Here is a 23,165-nt window from a genome sequence, read left to right as displayed (position 1 = left end):
AGGGCAGCATGGAAACCAAAGATCTGATTGTGATAGGTGGCGGCATCAATGGTGCTGGTATCGCGGCAGACGCCGCTGGACGCGGTTTATCCGTGCTGATGCTGGAGGCGCAGGATCTCGCTTGCGCGACCTCTTCCGCCAGTTCAAAACTCATTCACGGTGGCCTGCGCTACCTTGAGCACTATGAATTCCGCCTGGTCAGCGAGGCGCTGGCTGAACGTGAAGTGCTACTGAAAATGGCCCCGCATATCGCCTTCCCGATGCGTTTTCGCCTGCCGCATCGTCCGCATCTGCGCCCGGCGTGGATGATTCGGATTGGTCTGTTTATGTACGATCATCTGGGTAAACGCACCAGCCTACCGGGATCAACCGGTTTGCGTTTTGGCGCAAATTCAGTGTTAAAACCGGAAATTAAGCGCGGATTCGAATATTCCGACTGTTGGGTAGACGACGCCCGTCTGGTACTCGCCAACGCCCAGATGGTGGTGCGTAAAGGCGGTGAAGTGCTTACCCGTACTCGTGCCACTTCTGCTCGCCGCGAAAACGGCCTGTGGATTGTGGAAGCGGAAGATATCGATACCGGCAAAAAATATAGCTGGCAAGCGCGCGGCCTCGTGAACGCCACCGGCCCGTGGGTGAAGCAGTTCTTCGACGACGGGATGCATCTACCCTCACCTTATGGCATTCGCCTGATCAAAGGCAGCCATATTGTGGTGCCGCGTGTGCATACACAAAAGCAGGCCTACATTCTGCAAAACGAAGATAAACGTATTGTCTTCGTGATCCCGTGGATGGACGAGTTTTCCATCATCGGCACCACCGATGTGGAATACAAAGGTGATCCAAAAGCAGTAAAAATTGAAGAGAGTGAAATCAATTACCTGCTGAAAGTGTATAACACGCACTTTAAAAAGCAGTTAAGCCGGGACGATATCGTCTGGACCTACTCCGGCGTGCGTCCGCTGTGTGATGATGAGTCCGATTCGCCGCAGGCTATCACTCGTGATTACACCCTTGATATCCATGATGAAAACGGCAAAGCGCCGCTGCTGTCGGTATTCGGCGGTAAGTTGACCACCTACCGCAAACTGGCGGAACATGCGCTGGAAAAACTGACGCCGTATTATCAGGGCATTGGCCCGGCATGGACGAAAGAGAGCGTGCTGCCGGGTGGTGCCATTGAAGGCGACCGCGACGATTACGCAGCTCGTCTGCGCCGTCGTTACCCATTCCTGACCGAATCGCTGGCACGTCACTACGCGCGCACTTACGGCAGCAACAGCGAGCTGCTGCTCTGCAATGCGGGAGCGATAAGCGACCTCGGGGAGGATTTCGGTCATGAGTTCTACGAAGCGGAACTGAAATACCTGGTGGATCACGAATGGGTCCGTCGCGCCGACGATGCCCTGTGGCGTCGCACAAAACAAGGCATGTGGCTGAATGCGGATCAACAATCTCGTGTGAGTCAGTGGCTAGTGGAGTATACGCAGCAGAGGTTATCGCTGGCTTCGTGATTTAACGTAAGGTGGTCAGGTCAGATTTCAATCTGACCTGAGACTGATGATAAACAAAAAAACTGCCTGATGCGCTACGCTTATCAGGCCTACGTGGTTTATGCAATATATTGAATTTGCATGATTTTGTAGACCAATAAGACGTTCACGTCGCATCCGGCATGGACAAAGCGCATATACAACCGATAACCAAAGTTGTAATTCCAGAAGTGAAATACGCCTGATCATGAGCGGGATAGAGAACAGTATCTCCCCAGAAAACTCAGCGTAATAATACAAGCAGCCAGCGCAACCACCGTCGGCCATATCAAGAACGGTACAATAATAAAGCCGAGAAATACCACACCTAGCAGCAAAACACCGTGAATTTGTTCATCGCGCTGATTCCTTTCCCTCGAGGGTTATTTCATTGTGGGATACATCGGCACATAACCCATATTTTCCATCAAACTTTACCCTACCGATGGCTAAAAACGGGCTAATCCGATTCTGCACTGACTCACACATCACTGGTATTCCACCCGCAAAACAGCCAGGGCATTATAACGACCCGCAGCAGGGCGTCGCCCTGTGGTACTTACAGGGAGAGACAGAAAAGTCACATCTGCCGTCTGAGCTGACTCAGCCCGGTTTTCAACTAACTTAAATGGCACACCAACATGCGCAGCAAGAGCGTTCAAGTCTACGGATTCCTGTTGGCTATCCATAATCATAATACCAACGTCGGGGTTATCCTCCGCCTGAATAATGCTTTGCCGACCATTAACATCTCTCGTTGATGAAATATTGCCATCAAAAACCAGCGTCATTACGGCATCAATATCTTTGTTCGTACAGTTTATCGGAATAGTGGTTGCCACTGGAGAAACGCCCGTGGGCTTCACTCCAGCACCAGCCCGACTTAATTCGCTGGCCCAGACATCCGGCATATTAACGGTAAAACTAGTTCCCTCATTAATTGTGCAACCTTGTGGAACTTCAATATTTAAGTTGCCAATATAAGCATTAAATACTGGAATTGGTCCGTGCTCTGTTGGAAACTGGCTGACATACAAAGAAACCAGCAATACGTTATTTATTGATATATCGGATATTATTTTTTTATCAAGTCTGATTTTTATATAACCTTCTGTTCCTGAGGCCCAACTTGATGGTTTACTTCTGTCTGCTGGATAATTGGTGCTATAGTTGTCAAAAGGTACTGCCTTATCTGTCATTGTGCCATTTTTATTATAGAGCTTTACATGTGTCGAGACAGATATTTCATGAGTCAAAGGAATAAATATATCGCTCCCCTGATGATCACCAGACGCTCCTGACGGATCAATCCCAGAAACACCAGAAAAATAAACCTCATAATCATCCAGAGAATTACAATAAGCCTTATAATGCCCTATTTTCCAGTCCTGCGAGGGTAATACTGTCCCAGGCGAATTATTATTAACATCTGAGACAATTACCGTACCAAAATTATAAGAAAATGTCGCAGGAGTAGTATTATTACCTGGTGCACCAGGATAACAAAAGGCGCGATCCCGTCCCATATCTTCAGCATATACTATGTTATAGCAGCTACTGACTAAAAGAACAAACAATATACAAATTGCTTTTATATTTCCCCAAAAATAAGTAAGCATCATGCTTCTCCAGTTATCCATGTATCGCTACTGCACTCATCACATTATTTTGTAAAACATTTAATTTTACGCTCCATACGGGTAAGGCATTATTGTAAAGATCTAGTGTTTGCCAGTTAATCTCACAATATCCTTGCCGCTGACACCAATCCTGTTGGCGATGACTAAACGGTGCAACCATGCCACCATTTATGCTTTTACCATCAATAGATAAATTATAGAGTGTCACATACCAGGGCGTAGGGTTAAAAACGGTGACAGCTTCATTCTTTCGCGACCAGCGTAACTGTTGATAAGCGTCAAGTGGATTACCTGATAACGTCTCTGGGCGGTAAAATATTTTCATCCTATTACGTACAGCCACCTGGAGTTGATTTTCATTCTTAAGCTGTGAGTTTTGTTCCTGAGCAGGTAACGCTGCAATATTCAGTATAAATAAACTCTCACGATCTATAGGTAACTGCCCCCCACGCGATTGATTCTTATTTTGGTATTTTTATCTTGTTTAAGTACCAATAATGGTGGTGTGGCAATAAACGCCTTATCTGGAAGTAAAGGCTGGGATTCCAGTGTCCCTTTTAACTGACGTCCATCATCAGGTGTCACGGAAATTTTAACCAGCATATCTTTACTGGCAGTATTTTTAAGCTCGACCGAAATTGATGACTGCTTTTCTGGGTAAACAAAACGAGTACCGCCAACAACAACTCCTGCCTGCGCATTTGTGCAACATATTAAAATGCATATCAGCACGTTAATCATAAGTGACGATAAAGGAAACTGATGCATTCGCATCTCCTGGTTGTACATCATTTTTTATAGCTTTATAAGCAGCAAAGAAATGCAATGTATTATCTACCAATGGTGTAAGGGCATAACTTGTACTCTTTATACCATTACTAATACTTTGTCTGTTGTTATCAAAAATAGCCAGTGCTAACCCATCGACTGAGCCCTCTTCCAGTTTATATAGGGCTGCGTCTTCACTAACTGGTATTCCATCAAACGTGACATTGGCATGACTGACATCACTGCCACAACGGGTTAACTTTACAGAGAAACCAATTTTTTCAGTAACACTCCCTGAATTTCTCACCATATAGCTGGGAACATCAGGCATGTTAACTGTGAAATTTTTAGATTCATCGGCAACAATACAAGTCTTTGCCGTTATGATTCCTTCTATACGTACAACACCTGTATGTGTTGTATCATCAGCAATGGATGACATAGATATCACAGAGAATAATAGGGCAATTAAATTCCAATATCGTGTCATATTAACCTCACTGATAGTCTATATCAAAGTACAATAGTGCGTTCGCCTGTCCCGCATGTACGTTTTGCTGAGTTGACTTATAGCGGAGTTTAAAGGTTAAACTGGCATCGCCATTATTATTTAAAATTAACTCTTTGAATCCTGACTCACTATTAATTGCTATAATTTTATCATTACTGTCTAAAATTTCGATGCCCACTCCAGTTGCACTATCCGCGCTGGAAGTAAGGCGTAATAAAGTGGTATTTATAGCATCAGCATCCCCGGCTAACTGCACATTAGCACTTACTCCTGAACTATAAACAGTACTGGTTGTTGTAGGACATCCTTCCAGATTGATCGTAAATGTATGGCTGCCAGAAACATCCCCTACATTCAAAAAATCATTGACGTCATAAGTTCCCATGTTTACTGGCTGGTCTTTACTTCCAGTTGTAATATCACACGTTTTTGCTAATAATTGTCCTGTAAATGTGACCACTACAGTATCGTTAGCCAGTGCGTTATATGAAATCACCATCATGAACAATGATCTAAACATTAATAGAATAAATTTTTGTAATATATTCATTAGCGGCACTCCAGATTTGCATAGCTAATGGCATTATCCAGTTCGCTTTTCGGTAATTGATAACTTGCCCGACATTGCTGATAAGCACTTTCTCCCCACTGTATATTTATTATGCCTTGTAAAGGCAAACCGGAGAGATAAACCTGCCCACTGTCACCCACTATTCCTGTAATCTGAGTTGTCCCCTCAGTGGGTACACTGACCGTCGCACCAAATGGAACTGGTTTATTACGATAGTGAACATTAAATAAACCTCGAATACCGACATGTGCATTAAACTCAGCACGAACTAAAGCACCTTTGCTGGGTATCACTTCCATAGTAGTAGCATCTAATTCTGTATGCATACTCATAGACATAGGGTCTAAAGAGATATTATTACGCCGATATTCCGTGGCATAAGGTACGACAGCATAGCCACGCCAGTCTGTTTTAACCCCCGTTCCGCGTTCCACATTTACATTGTTTGCCCCAGGTGCTTTTATCAGTATATTTGTTTCTCCTAACGGCTGGCTTAACGTGAGACCATTTTCGTGAATAACCAGGGCACCACTTAAACCATAGTTAAATTGCTGGTTACCATTATTATCGTAGCTGTATCCAGAATTTAGTGAACCATATGTACCACGGTAATTTATCCCTACCGAGCCATTTTCGCCATTATTCTGGTTGGCAAAATTTTGTTGAATATTATAGTTGAGATTATGTTGTTCCAGCAGCGATCCAGATACTCCGGCATACTGATTTACATGACCGCTATTATCCTGACTATAACCATAAGTTGCTGTCATAGAATTTGTCGCAGTACGCCCATCGACAGCTAGTGATAACCAATTGCTGATCGGCAATGAGACATTTACGGATAAGATTCTGTCCGCATCTGAACCTGGTGACTTACTATAATTATAAGCAATATTTAAATAAATCCCATGTACACTCGTATTATAGCCGACCTGATACAAGGTATCTTTATTATTCGTATTCCAGTAAGTTTGTTGACTTGCCGCCAAATACATAGAGCCATATTCGCCCAATGGTTGCGATATATTTGCCTGAAACTTTCCTCTTTTGTTATAACGTAAATTATAAAAATCATTCCAGTTATAAACATAGTCTTTTTCATTAAGGGTATCTGGATCGATAACCGTACCCGACATTTGTTTGTATGTGGTATCACTCAACGAATAAAATCCCTCCGTCGAATAGCGATAACCAATAATCTGAAAAGCCGTACCTGTCTGCACTAACGATTTTGAATATAGGAAACGGTACGATTGCCCTTGATGTTTACTGCCATCGGCAAGCGTGCTATTGGCTTGCGTTAAATCAAATGACGTCGCACCAAACATACCAAGGTTGAACCCAAGCCCGAGTGCTATTGCCCGATAATTATTTGAGTATTGCATCCCTCCGTAGGCGGTAATATCCCAGGGTAACCCCCAAATCAAATCTCCTTGAAAGACATTCGGACTGTTTTGATTATAGCTATTGCTACGATATTTACCGGCAGTTGCCGAATATTTAATATGCCCTTCGCGTTGAAGAATGGGAACAGCGGCGTAAGGAATGGTATAGATAGTTTCGGAATTATCAGACTCTTTGATCGTAACTTCCAAATCCCCAGCGGAAGACGTAGGGTTCAGATCGTTGATTTCAAAGGGTCCCGGTGGAGTATATGTCTGATAAATAACATAGCCATTTTGTTTGATCGTTACCTGAGCATTGCTTTTAGCAATACCGCGCACAGTGGGGGCAAAACCACTTTGGCTATCGGGTAGCATGTTTTCATCGGATTCAAGTTTAGCACCACGAATACTCACACTGTCGAAAACATCCGATGAAGACCAGGTATCACCTAGTGTTAATTCACTTTTAAAAGGAATAATTACTCGTTGTAACGTACTACTCACATGTGCAATTTTACCCGGTGAATTACCTGAACGACTCCATGTAGAATAATCGCGAAAACGCCACGCCCCTAAATTTAAACCTGAACGGAGATTTAAATAATAACTATCAGACGCATAGTCTCCACGATCACTGTTGCCAGAAAAATCATAATTAATAAGAATGGCCGGGATACCATTATCCCATTCCTCAGGTGGAATATAACCACGGGCTTCATGCTTTAATATTGCCTGCGGAAAGGTCAGTTTGAGTCGTTGCGCATCCAGTTCAGGAGTGTATTGAACTTCTGCGAACCATATACGTAAATCGAGACAATTATTTCCCTCTGCTTGCGCCTGTTCCGGCAATGCACTTTTGTTAATTCCTAAAGTAACTAACTCATCGAGCGAAAAACAGGGGATCAACTGATTCTGCTCATCAGCTTTGAAAGTAACCTTACGTGATGTCAAAGGCGAATCATTGACCCATATTTCAACCTCATAACTACCAGGTAGATATGTCATCCCTTTCTCAAAACGAGATAAATCAGCAACAGCTTCTGTATCACCCGACAGGAATGCAGGGTTAAAGCGCATACCCGCCACTGAACACGCAGGCAAAAGTGTGAGCAGGAGCGGTATACTCCGTCCCATCTGCTTGTGCCTTGCTATCCAGTGTTCGAGTTTTTTGAGCTTTAGGTTCATATCCCTGACCTGAGTTGCTTTAACGTTCTAATCTTCCAGGTTTATTGCAACGTTCCCTTTTGCCTGGCCGTTGTGGCACCGTAATCATTGATAGTTTGATAAGTAATTTCACCGGCTAACGTCACTGGTGAAGACACTGTTACGTCACTTTTCGGTGGAACAAACGCATTAGGTAATTTTGCCCCTTGCACCCTGATTCCAGTCACCGTCAGATAATAGGGAGAAGGGTTAATGACTCTCAGCTGTTTACCTTCGTATTTAAATCGCAGCATATCCCGTGCTTTACCAGCTTGAACGGGTAAATTAGTCGGACGGTAAAATAATTTAATTCTGTTTTGTAACGCCAGTTGTAACGTGTTTTTCTGGGTATTCTTCTCATCCGTTGGCGGAATCGCTTTCACATTCATCCAGAATAATGTTTCGCGATCAGTCGGTAACTGTGATTTACCAATAAACATTATCCTCAATGAGGCTTCTTTTCGCGTTGGTAACATAAATAAAGGAGGCGTAACCACAAAATCCTGACTTTTTTTACTGCTTTGATTGTCATCAATCCATGACTGGATTAAATAGCTGGTGTTAGCCCCACCATTCTGTACACTTAGCGTAATTTGCTGACTGTCAGATGGATAAACCAGACGCGTAGAACCAAGACCGAAGCCACCCGCAGCAATAGCATTGATAGATATGGCGGATAGTAAAAATAGAGCACCGGCCCTTATGACATATTGGGTCTTCAGCAAAGAATTAATGTTTCTATTCGAAAAACATTTATTTTTTGAAATCCATCTCATACTGCATCCTTGTAGATGAAACTAATTTTTAATTACTGATACGTGTCTATTTATTACAATAAACATGTAATATTAATTTCAGGTTACAAGTAACTGTAACCTGAAATTATCTTGCTGTAATTATTCGTACAGCACGACGAAACTTGCCGTCGATTTCACCAGACCTGGTGCAACGGTACTACCGTTCTGAGCATAGCCCGCGGTAAATGCCGCAGTAAAATCATGAGTGGCAGCATCGCCAGGAATCACGTAGGCTGCGGAAGAACTACTCCCCTGGGGAGTTTGTGTGTTCAGCTTAATCAGGCCATCAGTTGTCGTGTTTTTAGAATAAATACGAATCCCTACACCCGTAGCTCCCGCTTCGCCAGTACCATCAGCATCAGCAGCTCCTTCCACTTCATTGGCAAGCGTCTGGTTGGCACCGTCTGCTACGCCAGTAAAACGAAATTCAATATTTTGACTGTCCGTATTGCTACAATCAGTCAGTTTAATGTTGAAGTCAGTCTGGTTACTGGCACCCGTTGCTTCGGTATCAATGCCCGTGAAAGCGTTAGAAGGTACGACTGGCAGTACCACTTCAATCTGTTTCGATTCTGTAGCAACCTTACACGTCGCTTTAACCACACGACCAGTAAAGCGGATGTTTCCGCCCATCGCATCGGTGTTGTTATCCATATCGGTGAGTTTTGGATAATCAACGGTGCTCCAGTCTGTATCCGCACCACCAAATTGTGATGCATCGCCTGGCGCAGCGGTTACTACAGTTGACATCAGCATACCTGATGCGAGTAAAACTGCGGATAAATTAGATAGATTGAATTTCATTTATACCTTTCCTTTTGTTAAAAAATCCAAGCAATATTGGCGATTATTTTTACATTCAGCTTTAATAAGTCAAATTATTTAAATGAATAAAGCTGGTGTAGTTAACCACAGAAAAAATAAGAGATAGAATGGCTTGAAAATATTATATGAGCTGCTTGGTAATATAACTAAAAGAATCCATGCTCGCAATGATTGACTTTATATAAAAATACAGTCATTTGAAAACAAAGAGATTTATTTTAGACAGGATAACTGAAGAGTGGGGCAATATATAAATATAATAAATAATTTATTAGTTATTTATAATGCTTATTGTATGATACATACTCAGATGAGAATCATTATTAAAAATTAATAAATATGAATTATATATCGATACTGTCTGTAAATTGTCATGACATATCGTTTATCTGATATAAAAATGCCGTGTGCCCATTAACGATAGCTTTAAGAGAACACACGGCAGTTACCACTTTGCGAACTTACAATCTCACTGGATCAATATGCCAGATATGATCGGCGTACTCTTTGATCGTACGGTCAGAAGAGAAGTAGCCCATATTGGCAATGTTTAGCATCGCTTTTGCGGTCCACTCTTCCTGAAGCTCGTAGAGTTCGTCGACTTTATCCTGACAATCGACATAGCTGCGATAATCCGCCAGTACCTGGTAGTGATCGCCGAAGTTGATCAGCGAATCAACCAGATCGCGATAGCGACCCGGATCTTCCGGACTGAATACACCGCTGCCGATTTGCGTCAGCACCTGATGCAGCTCCTCATCTTTCTCGTAGTATTCACGCGGTTTGTAGCCCTGACGACGCAGTTCTTCCACTTCTTCCGCTGTATTACCAAAGATAAAGATATTGTCAGCACCGACATGATCCAGCATCTCGACATTCGCACCGTCCAGCGTACCGATGGTCAGCGCGCCGTTAAGCGCAAACTTCATGTTACTGGTGCCGGAAGCTTCCGTCCCCGCCAGCGAAATCTGTTCAGACAGATCGGCCGCCGGAATGATCAACTGCGCCAGGCTAACGCTGTAGTTCGGGATGAACACGACTTTCAGCTTGTCGCCAATCTGCGGATCGTTGTTGATCACTTTCGCTACGTCATTGATCAAATGAATAATGTGCTTCGCCATGTAATAGGCTGAAGCCGCCTTACCGCCAAAAATATTCACGCGCGGTACCCACTTCGCATCCGGGTCGGCCTTGATGCGGTTATAGCGGGTGATCACGTGCAACACATTCATCAATTGACGTTTGTATTCGTGAATACGTTTGATTTGCACATCGAACAACGCCTTTGGATTCACCACCACATTCAGCTGCTGGGCGATATACTCCGCCAGACGCTTTTTGTTCTCCAGCTTCGCCTGATGCACCGCGTGATTAACCATTGGGAAATCACAGTGTTGTTGCAGCTCATTAAGCAGGCTAAGGTCGGTGCGCCAGTTACGGCCCAGGTGTTCGTCCAGCACAGCTGAAAGCGATGGGTTCGCTACCGCCAGCCAGCGACGCGGGGTCACACCGTTGGTAACGTTGGTGAAACGACCCGGGAAGATTTTCGCAAAGTCGGCAAACAACGATTGCACCATCAGGTTAGAGTGCAGTTCCGATACACCGTTAACTTTGTGGCTCACCACAACCGCCAGCCAGGCCATACGCACACGACGACCGTTGGATTCATCAATGATCGACGCCCGTCCCAGCAGATCGGTATCGTTCGGATACTGTTCCTGCAAGGTTTTCAGGAAATAGTCATTAATTTCAAAGATGATCTGCAGATGACGCGGCAGAATTTTACCCAGCATATCAACCGGCCAGGTTTCCAGCGCCTCGCTCATCAGCGTGTGGTTGGTGTAAGAGAAAACCTCGCAACAGACCCCAAACGCGTCGTCCCAACTAAATTGGTGCTCATCAATCAGCAGGCGCATCAACTCAGGAATCGACAACACCGGATGGGTATCGTTGAGATGAATCGCGATTTTATCCGCCAGGTTATCGTAGGTTTTATGCAACTGATAATGGCGGCTTAAAATGTCCTGAATGGTCGAGGAAACCAGGAAGTATTCCTGACGCAGGCGCAGCTCACGCCCGGAGTAGGTGGAGTCGTCCGGATACAGTACGCGAGATACGTTCTCGGAGTGGTTTTTATCTTCCACTGCCGCGAAGTAGTCACCCTGGTTGAATTTACCGAGGTTAATTTCGCTACTGGCTTGCGCACTCCACAAACGCAGCGTGTTGGTCGCGTCAGTGTCGTAACCCGGGATAATCTGATCGTAAGCCACGCCCAGAATCTCTTCGGTTTCAATCCAGCGCGTTTTTTTACCTTCCTGCTGAATGCGACCGCCAAAACGGACTTTATAGCGCGTGTTGTGGCGTTTGAATTCCCACGGGTTACCGTATTCCAGCCAGTAGTCTGGCGACTCTTTCTGGCTACCGTTAACGATGTTCTGCTTGAACATACCGTAGTCATAGCGGATGCCGTAACCGCGCCCCGGCAACCCTAACGTCGCCAGAGAATCGAGGAAGCAAGCCGCCAGACGTCCCAGGCCACCGTTACCGAGGCCCGGGTCATTTTCTTCATCAATCAGCTCTTCGAGATTTAACCCCATCGCTTCCAGTGCGCCCTGTACATCTTCGTAAATTCCTAGCGACAACATGGCGTTGGAAAGCGTACGGCCAATCAAAAACTCCATCGACAGGTAGTAAACCTGACGAGTTTCTTGCGACAACTGGGCACGGTTTGAACGTAACCAGCGCTCCACGAGACGATCGCGCACAGCAAATAACGTTGCGTTCAGCCATTCATGTTTATTGGCGACGACCGGGTCCTTTCCAATCGTAAACATCAGCTTGTAAGCGATAGAGTGCTTAAGAGCTTCTACGCTAAGCGTGGGCGATGAATATGTAAACGGAGCATTCATATAGGCGTTTCCTGAAAACTATTTCAAGCGATAGTAAAGCTCACGGTACGACTTCGCCGCGACCTGCCAGCTAAAATCCATTGCCATAGCCTGACGTTGCACAAACCGCCACAGTGAAGGACGGGACCACAGTACAAAAGCACGTCGAATAGCCCGTAACAGCGACCAGGCATTACTATCTTCAAAGACAAACCCACTGGCGACGCCATCTGCAAGGTTCTCAAGAGAACAATCAGAAACCGTATCAGCAAGCCCACCGGTGCGCCGCACTAACGGCAGCGTACCGTACTTCAATCCATAAAGTTGCGTTAAGCCGCACGGTTCAAAACGGCTGGGCACCAGAATGACGTCCGCGCCGCCCATAATGCGATGCGAAAATGCTTCGTGATAGCCAATCTGAACGCCCACCTGGCCGGGGTATTCCGCTGCCGCCGCAAGGAAACCTTCCTGCAGCACAGGATCGCCCGCGCCGAGTAGCGCCAGTTGCCCGCCCTGCTCCAGAAGACCCGGTAAGGCCTCCAGCACCAGGTCGAGACCTTTCTGGCTGGTCAGACGGCTCACCACTGCAAAAAGCGGCACTTTATCGTCAACCTTAAGCCCCATTGCGATTTGTAACTGGCGCTTATTTTCCGCTTTATCTTCCAACGTATCGCGGGTGTAACGCGAGGCCAACAGTAAGTCCGTCTCTGGACTCCAGATTTTCTCGTCCACGCCGTTCAGTACGCCGGAAAGACGCCCTTCACGGTGACGCTGTTGCAACAGACCTTCCATACCGTAGGCAAACTGCGGTTCGGTGATCTCGCGAGCGTAGGTTGGACTGACTGCCGTAATGTGATCGGCATAGTACAGACCGGCCTTCAGAAAAGAGATTTGTCCGTTGAATTCCAGCCCATGAATATTAAAGAATGACCATGGCAATTGGATGTCATTCATGTGATGTGCATAAAACATGCCTTGATAGGCCAGGTTGTGCACAGTAAACACCGACTTCGCCGGACGCCCGCGCGCCGCCAGATACGCAGGCGCAAGGCCTGCATGCCAGTCGTGCGCATGCACCACATCAGGACGCCAGAATGGGTCAAGCCCGCTGGCCATTTCTGCCCCAACCCACCCCAGCAGCGCAAAACGCAATACGTTGTCGGTATAGGCAAATAAGTTGGTATCGTGATACGGGCTTCCCGGACGATCATAGAGATGCGGCGCGTCAATCAGGTAAATGCCAACCCCGTTGTAATGACCGAACAACAGCGTGATATGTCCGGCGAAGGTATCACGTCGGGATACTACCTGCGCATCGGTCACGCCACGGCGAATATCGGGAAATGCAGGCAACAGTACGCGAGCGTCAACGCCATCTGCGATTTGTGCTGCGGGTAATGCCCCAATAACATCAGCCAGACCGCCGGTTTTAAGCAGCGGGAACATCTCTGAACATACATGTAAAACCTGCATTATCGCTCCTGTTTATGCCCTAACTTCCGTAGCATTTCGCGCGTTACCAGCACGATGCCTTCTTCTGAACGATAGAAACGACGTGCATCTTCCTCTGCGTTTTCACCAATCACCATGCCTTCCGGAATAACACAAGCACGATCGATGACGCAGCGGCGCAGACGGCACGAGCGACCTACCCATACTTCCGGTAACAATACGGCGGAATCAATGTTGCAGAATGAATTCACGCGAACGCGCGAGAACAGAACGGACTGCACCACCACCGAACCGGAGATCACACAACCGCCGGATACCAGTGAGTTAAGGGTCATCCCGTGGCTACCGGAGCGATCCTGCACGAATTTCGCTGGCGGTAATGATTCATTGTAGGTGCGAATTGGCCAATTGCGATCGTACATATCCAGTTCCGGCACCACAGAGGCCAGATCGAGGTTCGCTTTCCAGTAAGCTTCCAGCGTACCCACATCGCGCCAGTACGGCTCGGCATCCGGGTCGGATTGTACGCAAGAGAGCGGGAATGGGTGTGCATAGGCCAGACCGGCTTCGGTGATCTTGGGAATCAAATCTTTGCCAAAGTCGTGGCTGGAGTTCTCATCGCGATCGTCTTCTTCCAGCAGTTCATACAGATAGTCGGCGTCAAAGACGTAGATACCCATACTCGCCAGAGATTTGCTCGGATCGTTCGGCATTGACGGTGGGTTAGCAGGTTTTTCAACGAATTCGATAATTTTATCGTTCTCATCAACCGCCATAACGCCAAATGCGGAGGCTTCTTCAATCGGTACTGGCATACAAGCAACGGTGCAACGTGCGCCTTTTTCGACGTGGTCAATAAGCATACGCGAGTAGTCTTGCTTGTAGATATGGTCGCCCGCCAGGATCACCACGTATTCCGCTTTATAACGGCGGATAATGTCGAGGTTTTGGGTAACTGCATCTGCGGTGCCGCGATACCAGTTTTCCCCTTTCATTCTCTGCTGTGCTGGCAGCAGATCGACAAACTCGTTCATTTCTTCATTGAAGAATGACCAGCCGCGCTGAATGTGCTGCACCAGAGTGTGGGACTGGTACTGGGTGATTACGCCCATACGACGGATCCCGGAGTTGATGCAGTTAGACAGCGCAAAGTCGATAATGCGGAACTTACCGCCGAAGTGTACGGCCGGTTTTGCTCGCTTATTGGTTAAATCCTTCAGGCGGGTACCACGTCCTCCCGCCAGTATCAGGGCAACAGATTTCAATGGCAGCTGGCGCGCCAACATTAAGTGATCGTTCTTCTCTAAACTAACCATGACTAACTCCTTTTTTATCATCTCTGGAACACACACAATCCGTGTGCAGGTCCCTGCCAGACAGCCGTAATCACTGGGTTATCCTCTCCAGCGAATGGGGGAATGGCGTGCCACTCCCCAGCAGGTAAAACAATCTCTGTTACCTCAAGCGTGGCGTTAATTGCGATCAAAAAGCGATCCGAGAGCAGAATTTGCAGCTGTTTCGGCCCGTTTTGCCACTCATCCGTGCTTAAAGGTTGAGCATATCGATTTAGCCAACGGACATTGCCGTCGCCTTCTTCCCACCAGCGATTCTCCACCAAAGCGGGAATGCGCTTGCGCAGATGGATTAACGCGGCGGTAAATGCGGTTAAACCACTGCTTGCCTGCGACCAGTCCAACCAGGTTAATTGGTTATCCTGACAGTAGGCATTGTTATTGCCATGCTGGCTGTGACCATGTTCGTCACCGGCCAGTAACATCGGCGTACCCTGGGAGAGCAACAACGTTGTTAACAGGGCGTGAATGCTGTCGCGACGCCGTTCAACCAGGTCAAGAGTACCGCCTAACCCTTCTTTACCATGATTGTTACTGTAATTGTTGTTGGTCCCGTCGCGATTTTCTTCTCCGTTTGCTTCATTATGTTTATGGTTGAAGCAAACGCAGTCGCGAAGCGTAAAACCGTCATGCGCGGTGACGAGATTAATCGCGGCACTCGGCAGACGACCATTACGTTTAAAAACATCGCTGGAGGCAGCAAAACGCCCGGCAAACGCCCCCAGAGGCAAATCATAATGAAGCCAGAAACGACGGGCAGCATCGCGGAAATGATCGTTCCACTCGGCAAACAGCGGCGGGAAATTTCCCACCTGATAACCACCAGGAGCAATATCCCACGGTTCAGCAATTAACTTCACCTGCGAGAGCACCGGGCAGTTCTGGATAGCGGTAAACAACGGCGCATCCTGACGGAACTCTGGCGTACGGCCCATGACTGCCGCCAGATCAAAGCGGAAACCATCGACGTGGCAGGTTTCTACCCAATAACGCAGGCAAGCGCTGGCATAATCCACTACCGCCGGATGACTCAAATTGAGCGTGTTGCCACAACCGGTCCAGTTGTGATAATCGCCGTCTTCTCTTATCCAATAATAGCTACGGTTGTCGATCCCACGCAGAGAGAATAACGGGCCGTCGAGGTCCAGTTCCGCACTATGGTTGAGCACGATATCAAGAATGACTTCGATACCCGCTTTATGCAGTGCTTTGATTGCATCGCGAAACTCATCCAGCGCCGTTTCTGGGGAGCAGGCATACGCCGGATGCAGCGCAAACATCGCCACCGGGTTATAACCCCAGTAGTTACTTAGACCCATACGTTGCAGGCGTGGTTCGCTGGCAAACTGCGCCACCGGCAGCAGTTCCAGCGCGGTAATGCCCAACTGTTTCAAATAGTTGATCATCACCGGATGCCCCAGGGCTTTATAAGTGCCACGGATCTCGACCGGGATCTCCGGATGCAGGTACGTTAATCCTTTGACATGGGCTTCATAAATGATGGTGCTGCCCCACGGCGTGCGCGGCGGGGCATCATCTTCCCAGTCATAGTGATCAACCACCACTACGCATTTCGGCGCAATGGCGGCGTTGTCGCGATAGTCAGGTTCATTATGACCGGCGTGCAGCAGCGGGTTATCTTTAAATTCCCCGTCAATTTGCCGCGCGCAAGGATCAATCAACAACTTCGCCGGGTTAAAGCGATGCCCCTCGGCGGGTTGCCAGGGGCCATGAACGCGATAACCATAACGCAAACCCGGACGCGCATCCGGCAGATAACCGTGCCAAATGTCGCCACTGTGCCCTGGCAAGTCATAGCGATGTTCCTGGCCATTGGCGTCAAAGATACACAGTTCTACCCGCTCGGCATGAGCGGAGAAAAGTGTGAAGTTGACGCCCTGACCGTCGTAATGCGCGCCGAGGGGTGCGGGTTTGCCAATGGCGAGTTGTGTCATTCTGCCTCCCGAACCAGCCAGATAGTGGCCAGCGGTGGTAGTGTCAGGCTTAATGAATGCTGACGACCGTGGCTGGCAATCTCATCGCTGTGTACCGTGCCGCCATTGCCGGCATTACTGCCGTGATAGTGCATGGAATCGGTATTGAGGATTTCACGCCATTTGCCCGGCTGGTTAATGCCGAAGCGATAATCATGACGCGGCACCGGAGTAAAGTTACTGGCAACGATGATTTCGTTACCCTCTTTATCGCGACGCACAAAGATCAGCACCGAGCGTTCTTTGTCATCCACTACCAGCCATTCAAAACCGTACGGGTCAAAATCCAGTTCATGCATCGCTTTATGGTGGCGGTAGGTGAGGTTCAGATCGCGCACCAGACGCTGGACACCGTGGTGCCAGTTATCGCCGCCTTCCAACAGATGCCAGTCGAGGCTGGCGTCATGGTTCCACTCGCGGCCCTGGGCAAATTCGTTCCCCATGAACAGCAGTTTCTTGCCCGGGAATGCCCACATCCAGCCGTAGTAGGCGCGCAGGTTAGCGAATTTCTGCCATGCGTCGCCCGGCATCCGGTCGAGAATCGATTTTTTACCGTGGACCACTTCATCATGCGACAACGGCAGGACGAAGTTTTCAGTGTAGTTGTAGAGCATCCCGAAGGTCAGTTTATCGTGATGATACTGACGATAAACCGGGTCGAGCTTCATGTAGTCCAGGGTGTCATGCATCCAGCCTAGGTTCCACTTGTACCAGAAGCCCAGACCGCCCATGTCCTGCGGACGAGAAACGCCAGGGAAATCGGTAGACTCCTCCGCCATTGTCACCGCACCGGAAACCTGCTCACCAAGAATACGGTTGGTATTACGCAAGAATTCAATCGCTTCAAGATTCTCGCGCCCGCCAAATTCGTTCGGGATCCACTCCCCCTCTTTACGGCTGTAGTCGCGATAAATCATTGACGCCACCGCATCGACGCGCAGCGCATCAATACCAAAACGTTCGATCCAGTAAAGCGCGTTACCGACAAGGAAGTTACTGACTTCACGGCGACCATAGTTGTAGATCAGCGTATTCCAGTCCTGATGATAGCCTTCGCGCGGATCGCTGTGTTCATACAAGTTCGTGCCATCAAATTCGGCAAGCGCAAAGTCATCGGTCGGGAAGTGGCCTGGCACCCAGTCGAGAATCACGTTCAGACCAGCTGCGTGTGCGGCATCAATGAAATAACGGAAGTCGTCGCGGGTACCAAAACGGCGGGTCGGTGCATACAGGCCGGTTGGCTGATAACCCCAACTGCCATCGAACGGATGCTCGTTAATGGGCAGCAGTTCGAGGTGGGTAAAGCCCATCCATTTAGCATAAGGCACCAGTTGATCGGCCAGCTCGCGGTAGCTTAACCAGAAATTGTTGTCGGTGTGGCGACGCCAGGAGCCCAGGTGAACTTCATAAATAGAGATTGGCGCATCAAACTGATTCGCTTTTTTGCGCTCTTCAGTCTGCACAACCTTTTCCGGTAGCCCGCAAATAAGAGACGCGGTTTCCGGGCGCATTTGCGCTTCGAAGGCATAAGGGTCGGACTTCAGACGCAAGTTGCCATTGGCATCAATCATCTCGTATTTATAGAGCTGACCGTTATGCGCCCCAGGGATAAACAGTTCCCAGATGCCGCTCTCTTTACGCAGGCGCATCGGATGACGGCGACCGTCCCAGTAGTTGAATTGCCCAACCACCGAGACCCGACGGGCGTTTGGAGCCCAGACAGAAAAACGCGTACCTGTGACGCCATCCATAGTATCTGCATGCGCGCCTAAGGTTTCATACGGGCGCAGGTGAGTACCTTCAGATAATAGCCAGGCATCCATTTCCTGGATTAGCGGACCAAAACGGTAAGGATCATCTATCAGGTTTTGCTGACCATGCCAGACAACAGCCAACTGATAGCGGAAAAAATTCTTACGTCGCGGAATGACACCGCTAAAGAATCCACGGGAGTCGAGACACTCCAGTTTTGCGAGTTTGCGCCCGGTTTTCGGTTCAATCACCCACACATCGGTAGCGTCGGGTAAAAGGGCACGGACTTCCAGTCCCGCGGTGGTTTTATGCATCCCCAGTACGGAAAAAGGATCCGCAAAATGGCCTGCAATTAGCGCGTTAATCACGTCTCTATCGATACGATCGGACATGCTTGTCTTCCTGTTTTATTGTGTCACCCCATCCAACTGGATTTTTGACTTCTGGTTGTGACATTTTTTTGACCTGAACGGCGCAGCACTCTGTGCATCCTCTCTGCGTCGTCCTCACTTCAGGTAAGGCTGTGAATACTCATGTATTCCGCCACCCTTAAAGAATAGCCAATGCTCTATTTAACTCCCGGTAAATCATGAAACATCTGCGCTTACTCCTGTATTACGCACTAACAGGGCGGCATCGCGCCCCAGATTTAATGAATAAAGATTACGCCAGTTGACGAAGCATCCGACGCAGCGGCTCCGCGGCCCCCCACAGCAGCTGGTCGCCCACGGTAAAGGCTGACAGGAACTCTGGTCCCATATTCAGCTTACGCAGGCGGCCTACCGGCGTGGTCAGCGTGCCGGTAACGGCAGCTGGGGTTAGCTCACGCATAGTGATTTCCCGATCGTTCGGAACGACTTTCGCCCACGGATTGTGCGCAGCCAGCAGTTCTTCCACGGTCGGAATAGACACATCTTTTTTCAATTTAATAGTGAATGCCTGGCTGTGGCAGCGCAATGCCCCGACACGCACACATAAACCATCTACCGGAATTACGGAAGATGTGTTGAGGATCTTGTTGGTTTCCGCCTGCCCTTTCCATTCTTCGCGGCTCTGACCGTTATCGAGCTGTTTGTCGATCCACGGAATCAGGCTACCCGCCAGCGGCACGCCAAAGTTATCCACCGGCAGCTCACCGCTACGGGTTAAAGTTGTGACTTTGCGTTCGATATCGAGAATAGCAGAGGACGGGGTCGCGAGTTCATCTGCCACATGGCCATACAGATGGCCCATCTGGGTTAATAACTCACGCATATGTCGCGCACCACCGCCGGAAGCGGCCTGGTAGGTGGCAACGGACACCCAATCAACAAGATCATTGGCGAATAAACCACCCAACGACATCAACATCAGGCTTACGGTACAGTTACCGCCAACAAAAGTCCTGATGCCATTATTTAATCCGTCGGTAATGACGTCCTGATTGACGGGGTCAAGAATGATGATGGCGTCATCTTTCATGCGCAGAGACGATGCTGCGTCAATCCAGTAACCTTGCCATCCGCTTTCACGAAGCTTTGGATAGATTTCGTTGGTATAATCGCCGCCCTGACAGGTCACAATGATATCGAGGGCCTTTAGCGCCTCCAGATCAAAGGCATCCTGAAGTGTGCCAGTGGTTCCGCCAAAAGACGGCGCAGCCTGACCAAGCTGAGAAGTAGAAAAGAAGACAGGGCGAATGGCGTCGAAGTCGCGCTCTTCAACCATGCGTTGCATGAGAACGGAGCCGACCATACCGCGCCAGCCGATAAAACCAACATTTTTCATAAGCGTTTTTTCCTGCAAAGATGTGTGCTGTATAAATGTGCCGGTCTCCTCTTGGCACATCTTTCACCATACAAAAAGCAGCCAAAGTCGCAAGTGAAATTAATCAATGATAGCGAAGCCATCAGTAATGCGACTTATCCTGCTTTGTTAGCACGCAGAAAGTCCGCGGCAATTATCAGGGAATTTGAGTTATGAATGAAATCATTTCTGCAGCAGTTTTATTGATCCTGATTATGGATCCGCTCGGAAACCTACCTATTTTCATGTCCGTACTGAAACATACTGAACCGAAAAGACGGCGGGCAATCATGGTGCGAGAGTTGCTTATTGCTCTCCTGGTGATGCTGGTGTTCCTGTTTGCGGGTGAGAAAATTCTGGCATTTCTTAGCCTGCGGGCAGAAACCGTCTCCATTTCTGGCGGCATCATTCTGTTTCTGATCGCCATTAAGATGATTTTCCCCAGTGCTTCAGGAAATAGCAGCGGGCTTCCGGCAGGTGAAGAGCCGTTTATCGTGCCGTTGGCAATTCCGTTAGTCGCCGGGCCGACTATTCTCGCCACGCTGATGTTGTTGTCTCATCAGTACCCGAATCAGATGGGACATCTGGTAATTGCTCTGCTACTGGCCTGGGGCGGCACCTTTGTCATCCTGCTACAGTCTTCGCTATTTTTACGTCTGCTGGGCGAGAAAGGGGTGAACGCACTTGAACGCCTGATGGGATTGATTCTGGTGATGATGGCAACTCAGATGTTCCTCGACGGCATTCGAATGTGGATGAAGGGGTAACGAGGAGAGTTTTTCGAAAAGAGCCCGGTAGCGTCACAACTACCGGGCGAACAAACTTAACTCAACAGCTGGAAAGCAATCATCCCAACGATGGCACCAACAGTGCCGAGGATGGTTTCCATCATGGTCCAGGTTTTCAGCGTTTCGGCTTCGGTCGCGCCGGTAAATTTACCGAACAACCAGAAACCGGCGTCGTTAACGTGGCTGACAACAATCGAACCACCGGCGATACAAATCGACAGCGCCGCCATTTGCGCACCGGAGTAGTTCAGTTGTTCAATAACCGGCATCACCAGTCCCACCGCCGTTAAACAGGCAACGGTGGCAGAACCCTGAATGATACGCACCGCCGCAGCCAGCACAAAGCAGGTGATGGCAATCGGCAGGCCCATGCCGGTTAACGCTTCGCCCAGTGCCGGACCTACGCCAGAGTCAACCAGCACCTGTTTGAACACGCCGCCTGCACCAATCACCAGCAGAATGATCCCCGCCGGTTGCAGCGCGTGACCGCAAATCTCCATCACTTTGTCTTTTGGCATGCCCTGACGCATTGCCAGGCCATAAATCGCTACCAGACAAGCAACCAGAATCGCGGTAAACGGATGACCAATAAACTCGAACCATTCGTAAGCGGTAGAGCCTTCTGGCACAAAACGCGCGGCAATGGTTTTCAGCCCTACCAGCACCAGCGGCAACAGGATCAGCGACAGGCTGAATCCGAAAGATGGCATTTTGCCTTCGCCGAGATGCGGTTCGCTGATGTCGTCAGGAATATGCAACTCCACGTAGCGGCTGATGAAATTACCCCACAGCGGCCCGGCAATAATCATTCCCGGAATTGCCGCACACAGGCCAATCAGGATCATCCAGCCAAAGTCGGCGTTCATCTGCGATGCCAGCAGCATTGGCGCTGGCCCCGGTACCAGGAACGCAGCCGCGGCCGCCACGCCTGCGAATAATGGGATTACCAGTTTCACCAGGTTCGTACCGGTGTGGCGCGCCATTGAGAAAGCAACGCTAATCAGCAGAACAATCGCCACTTCAAAGAACAGCGGTAGCGCACAAACCAGCCCCGCAAGGCCGATGGCATAATGTGCTCGGCTGTGACCGAAGGATTTGAGCATTTTGACGGCAATCTGATCGACTGCGCCAGTTTCATGTAAGATCTTGCCAAACATAGCTCCCAGGGCGACAACCACCGCCAGGAAGCCGAGGGTGCCTCCCATCCCTTTTTCCATCGTCGCTGCGATTTTATCGAGCGGCATACCGGAAAAAAGGCCAGCCCCCATGGACACCACCATCAAAGCCAGGAAAGCGTGCATACGCGCCTTCATGACTAAAAACAGCAGCAGTAAAACAGACCCTACTGCTGTTAAAACAAGCGTTAATGTAGTCACTACTTATTTGCCTTTTTTAATAACCTCAATGGTGCTTGCCACAACACCTTCCAGCGGTTGATCGATATCTACCACCAGTACATCGGTTTCGTCCGCACCCGGCTCCTGCAGCGTTTCAAACTGCGTCACCAACATTTGGGTTTTAAAGAAATGGCCTTTGCGCGCTTTCAGGCGGCTTTCAATCACATCAAAATCGCCTTTCAGGTAGATGAAAGAGAGATTCGGATTACCCGCGCGTAGCAGGTCGCGATAGTGTTTTTTCAGTGCAGAACAGACAATCAGCGACACTTTATTAGTGCGCTGCATAGCAAACGCGGCGTCGTTCAGCGCCTGCAACCACGGTTTGCGATCGTCGTCATTCAGCGGTTCGCCAGACGCCATTTTTTCGATATTGCAGCGCGGATGGAGGAAATCGCCATCAAGAAACGCGGCATGAAGTTGATGCGCCACTTCACTGGCGACCGCAGATTTGCCGCTGCCCGATACGCCCATCAAGACGTAAATGTGGTGATCATGGTTAGTCGTGCTCAAAGTGGTGCCCCCACA

16 protein-coding genes and 2 pseudogenes are annotated in these 23,165 nt (G+C 48.6%); 2 read left to right on the top strand and 16 right to left on the bottom strand.

Annotated features, from left to right (window positions below):
• The first annotated feature begins 8 nt into the window (after positions 1–8).
• Entirely contained in the window at positions 9–1,514 is a 1,506-nt protein-coding gene (gene glpD / locus ACJHYR_RS09640) for a glycerol-3-phosphate dehydrogenase (protein WP_059327748.1), read from the top strand.
• A gap of 153 nt (positions 1,515–1,667) precedes the next feature.
• On the opposite strand, the pseudogene ACJHYR_RS09635 reads toward glpD, so the two are convergent.
• The 14 genes and pseudogenes from ACJHYR_RS09635 to asd all read right to left on the bottom strand — a co-directional run.
• Positions 1,668–1,882: pseudogene (locus ACJHYR_RS09635) on the bottom strand (hypothetical protein); the annotation flags it as partial.
• A 138-nt stretch (positions 1,883–2,020) separates the two neighbouring features.
• The gene (locus ACJHYR_RS09630; RefSeq protein ID WP_000959044.1) at positions 2,021–3,151 is read right to left on the bottom strand and encodes a fimbrial protein; all 1,131 of its coding nucleotides are present in this window, start codon (positions 3,149–3,151) and stop codon (positions 2,021–2,023) included.
• A 13-nt stretch (positions 3,152–3,164) separates the two neighbouring features.
• Positions 3,165–3,940, bottom strand: a pseudogene (locus ACJHYR_RS09625) (molecular chaperone).
• Positions 3,906–4,430, bottom strand: coding sequence for a fimbrial protein (locus tag ACJHYR_RS09620; RefSeq protein WP_000199430.1), 525 nt, complete (start codon positions 4,428–4,430; stop codon positions 3,906–3,908). Before ACJHYR_RS09620 ends, ACJHYR_RS09625 begins: the two are co-directional and overlap by 35 nt.
• A gap of 7 nt (positions 4,431–4,437) precedes the next feature.
• A complete protein-coding gene (locus ACJHYR_RS09615; protein ID WP_059327747.1) occupies positions 4,438–5,001 on the bottom strand; it encodes a fimbrial protein in 564 nt (187 codons plus the stop codon).
• Complete coding sequence (locus ACJHYR_RS09610) at positions 5,001–7,592, bottom strand: fimbrial biogenesis usher protein (RefSeq protein ID WP_059327746.1); 2,592 nt, start codon at positions 7,590–7,592, stop codon at positions 5,001–5,003. Before ACJHYR_RS09610 ends, ACJHYR_RS09615 begins: the two co-directional genes overlap by 1 nt.
• A gap of 41 nt (positions 7,593–7,633) precedes the next feature.
• Positions 7,634–8,386 (bottom strand): fimbria/pilus periplasmic chaperone, encoded by a 753-nt coding sequence (locus ACJHYR_RS09605; RefSeq protein ID WP_052686605.1) that lies wholly within the window; start codon positions 8,384–8,386, stop codon positions 7,634–7,636.
• 120 nt (positions 8,387–8,506) lie between these two features.
• Positions 8,507–9,211, bottom strand: a complete 705-nt coding sequence (locus ACJHYR_RS09600; protein ID WP_000671319.1) for a fimbrial protein — start codon at positions 9,209–9,211, stop codon at positions 8,507–8,509.
• A gap of 482 nt (positions 9,212–9,693) precedes the next feature.
• Entirely contained in the window at positions 9,694–12,141 is a 2,448-nt protein-coding gene (glgP, locus tag ACJHYR_RS09595; RefSeq protein WP_000993440.1) for a glycogen phosphorylase, read from the bottom strand.
• Positions 12,142–12,159: 18 nt separating this feature from the next.
• Positions 12,160–13,593, bottom strand: a complete 1,434-nt coding sequence (gene glgA / locus ACJHYR_RS09590; protein WP_001197646.1) for a glycogen synthase GlgA — start codon at positions 13,591–13,593, stop codon at positions 12,160–12,162.
• Complete coding sequence (glgC, locus tag ACJHYR_RS09585; protein WP_000253975.1) at positions 13,593–14,888, bottom strand: glucose-1-phosphate adenylyltransferase; 1,296 nt, start codon at positions 14,886–14,888, stop codon at positions 13,593–13,595. The genes glgA and glgC overlap by 1 nt, the downstream gene beginning before the upstream one ends.
• A gap of 17 nt (positions 14,889–14,905) precedes the next feature.
• Positions 14,906–16,879: a glycogen debranching protein GlgX gene (glgX, locus tag ACJHYR_RS09580; RefSeq protein WP_000192508.1), complete on the bottom strand. Its 1,974-nt coding sequence runs from the start codon at positions 16,877–16,879 to the stop codon at positions 14,906–14,908.
• Entirely contained in the window at positions 16,876–19,062 is a 2,187-nt protein-coding gene (glgB, locus tag ACJHYR_RS09575) for a 1,4-alpha-glucan branching enzyme (protein WP_001283726.1), read from the bottom strand. The genes glgX and glgB overlap by 4 nt, the downstream gene beginning before the upstream one ends.
• 271 nt (positions 19,063–19,333) lie before the next feature.
• Positions 19,334–20,437: an aspartate-semialdehyde dehydrogenase gene (gene asd, locus ACJHYR_RS09570; protein ID WP_000799956.1), complete on the bottom strand. Its 1,104-nt coding sequence runs from the start codon at positions 20,435–20,437 to the stop codon at positions 19,334–19,336.
• Positions 20,438–20,628: 191 nt separating this feature from the next.
• Here asd and yhgN point away from each other — a divergent pair, with 191 nt between their 5' ends.
• A complete protein-coding gene (gene yhgN, locus ACJHYR_RS09565) occupies positions 20,629–21,222 on the top strand; it encodes an NAAT family transporter YhgN (RefSeq protein WP_001002544.1) in 594 nt (197 codons plus the stop codon).
• Between the two features lie 56 nt (positions 21,223–21,278).
• On the opposite strand, the gene gntU is transcribed toward yhgN, so the two are convergent.
• Entirely contained in the window at positions 21,279–22,619 is a 1,341-nt protein-coding gene (gene gntU / locus ACJHYR_RS09560; protein ID WP_000210111.1) for a gluconate transporter, read from the bottom strand.
• Positions 22,620–22,622: 3 nt separating this feature from the next.
• A complete protein-coding gene (gntK, locus tag ACJHYR_RS09555) occupies positions 22,623–23,150 on the bottom strand; it encodes a gluconokinase (RefSeq protein ID WP_000108319.1) in 528 nt (175 codons plus the stop codon).
• Positions 23,151–23,165 lie beyond the last annotated feature (15 nt).

The sequence above is a fragment of the Escherichia sp. WS1450 genome (assembly GCF_046487395.1).
Classification (GTDB): domain Bacteria; phylum Pseudomonadota; class Gammaproteobacteria; order Enterobacterales; family Enterobacteriaceae; genus Escherichia; species Escherichia coli.
Note: the sequence above shows the minus strand (reverse complement) of the source record. Positions and strands in the feature narration are given on the sequence as shown.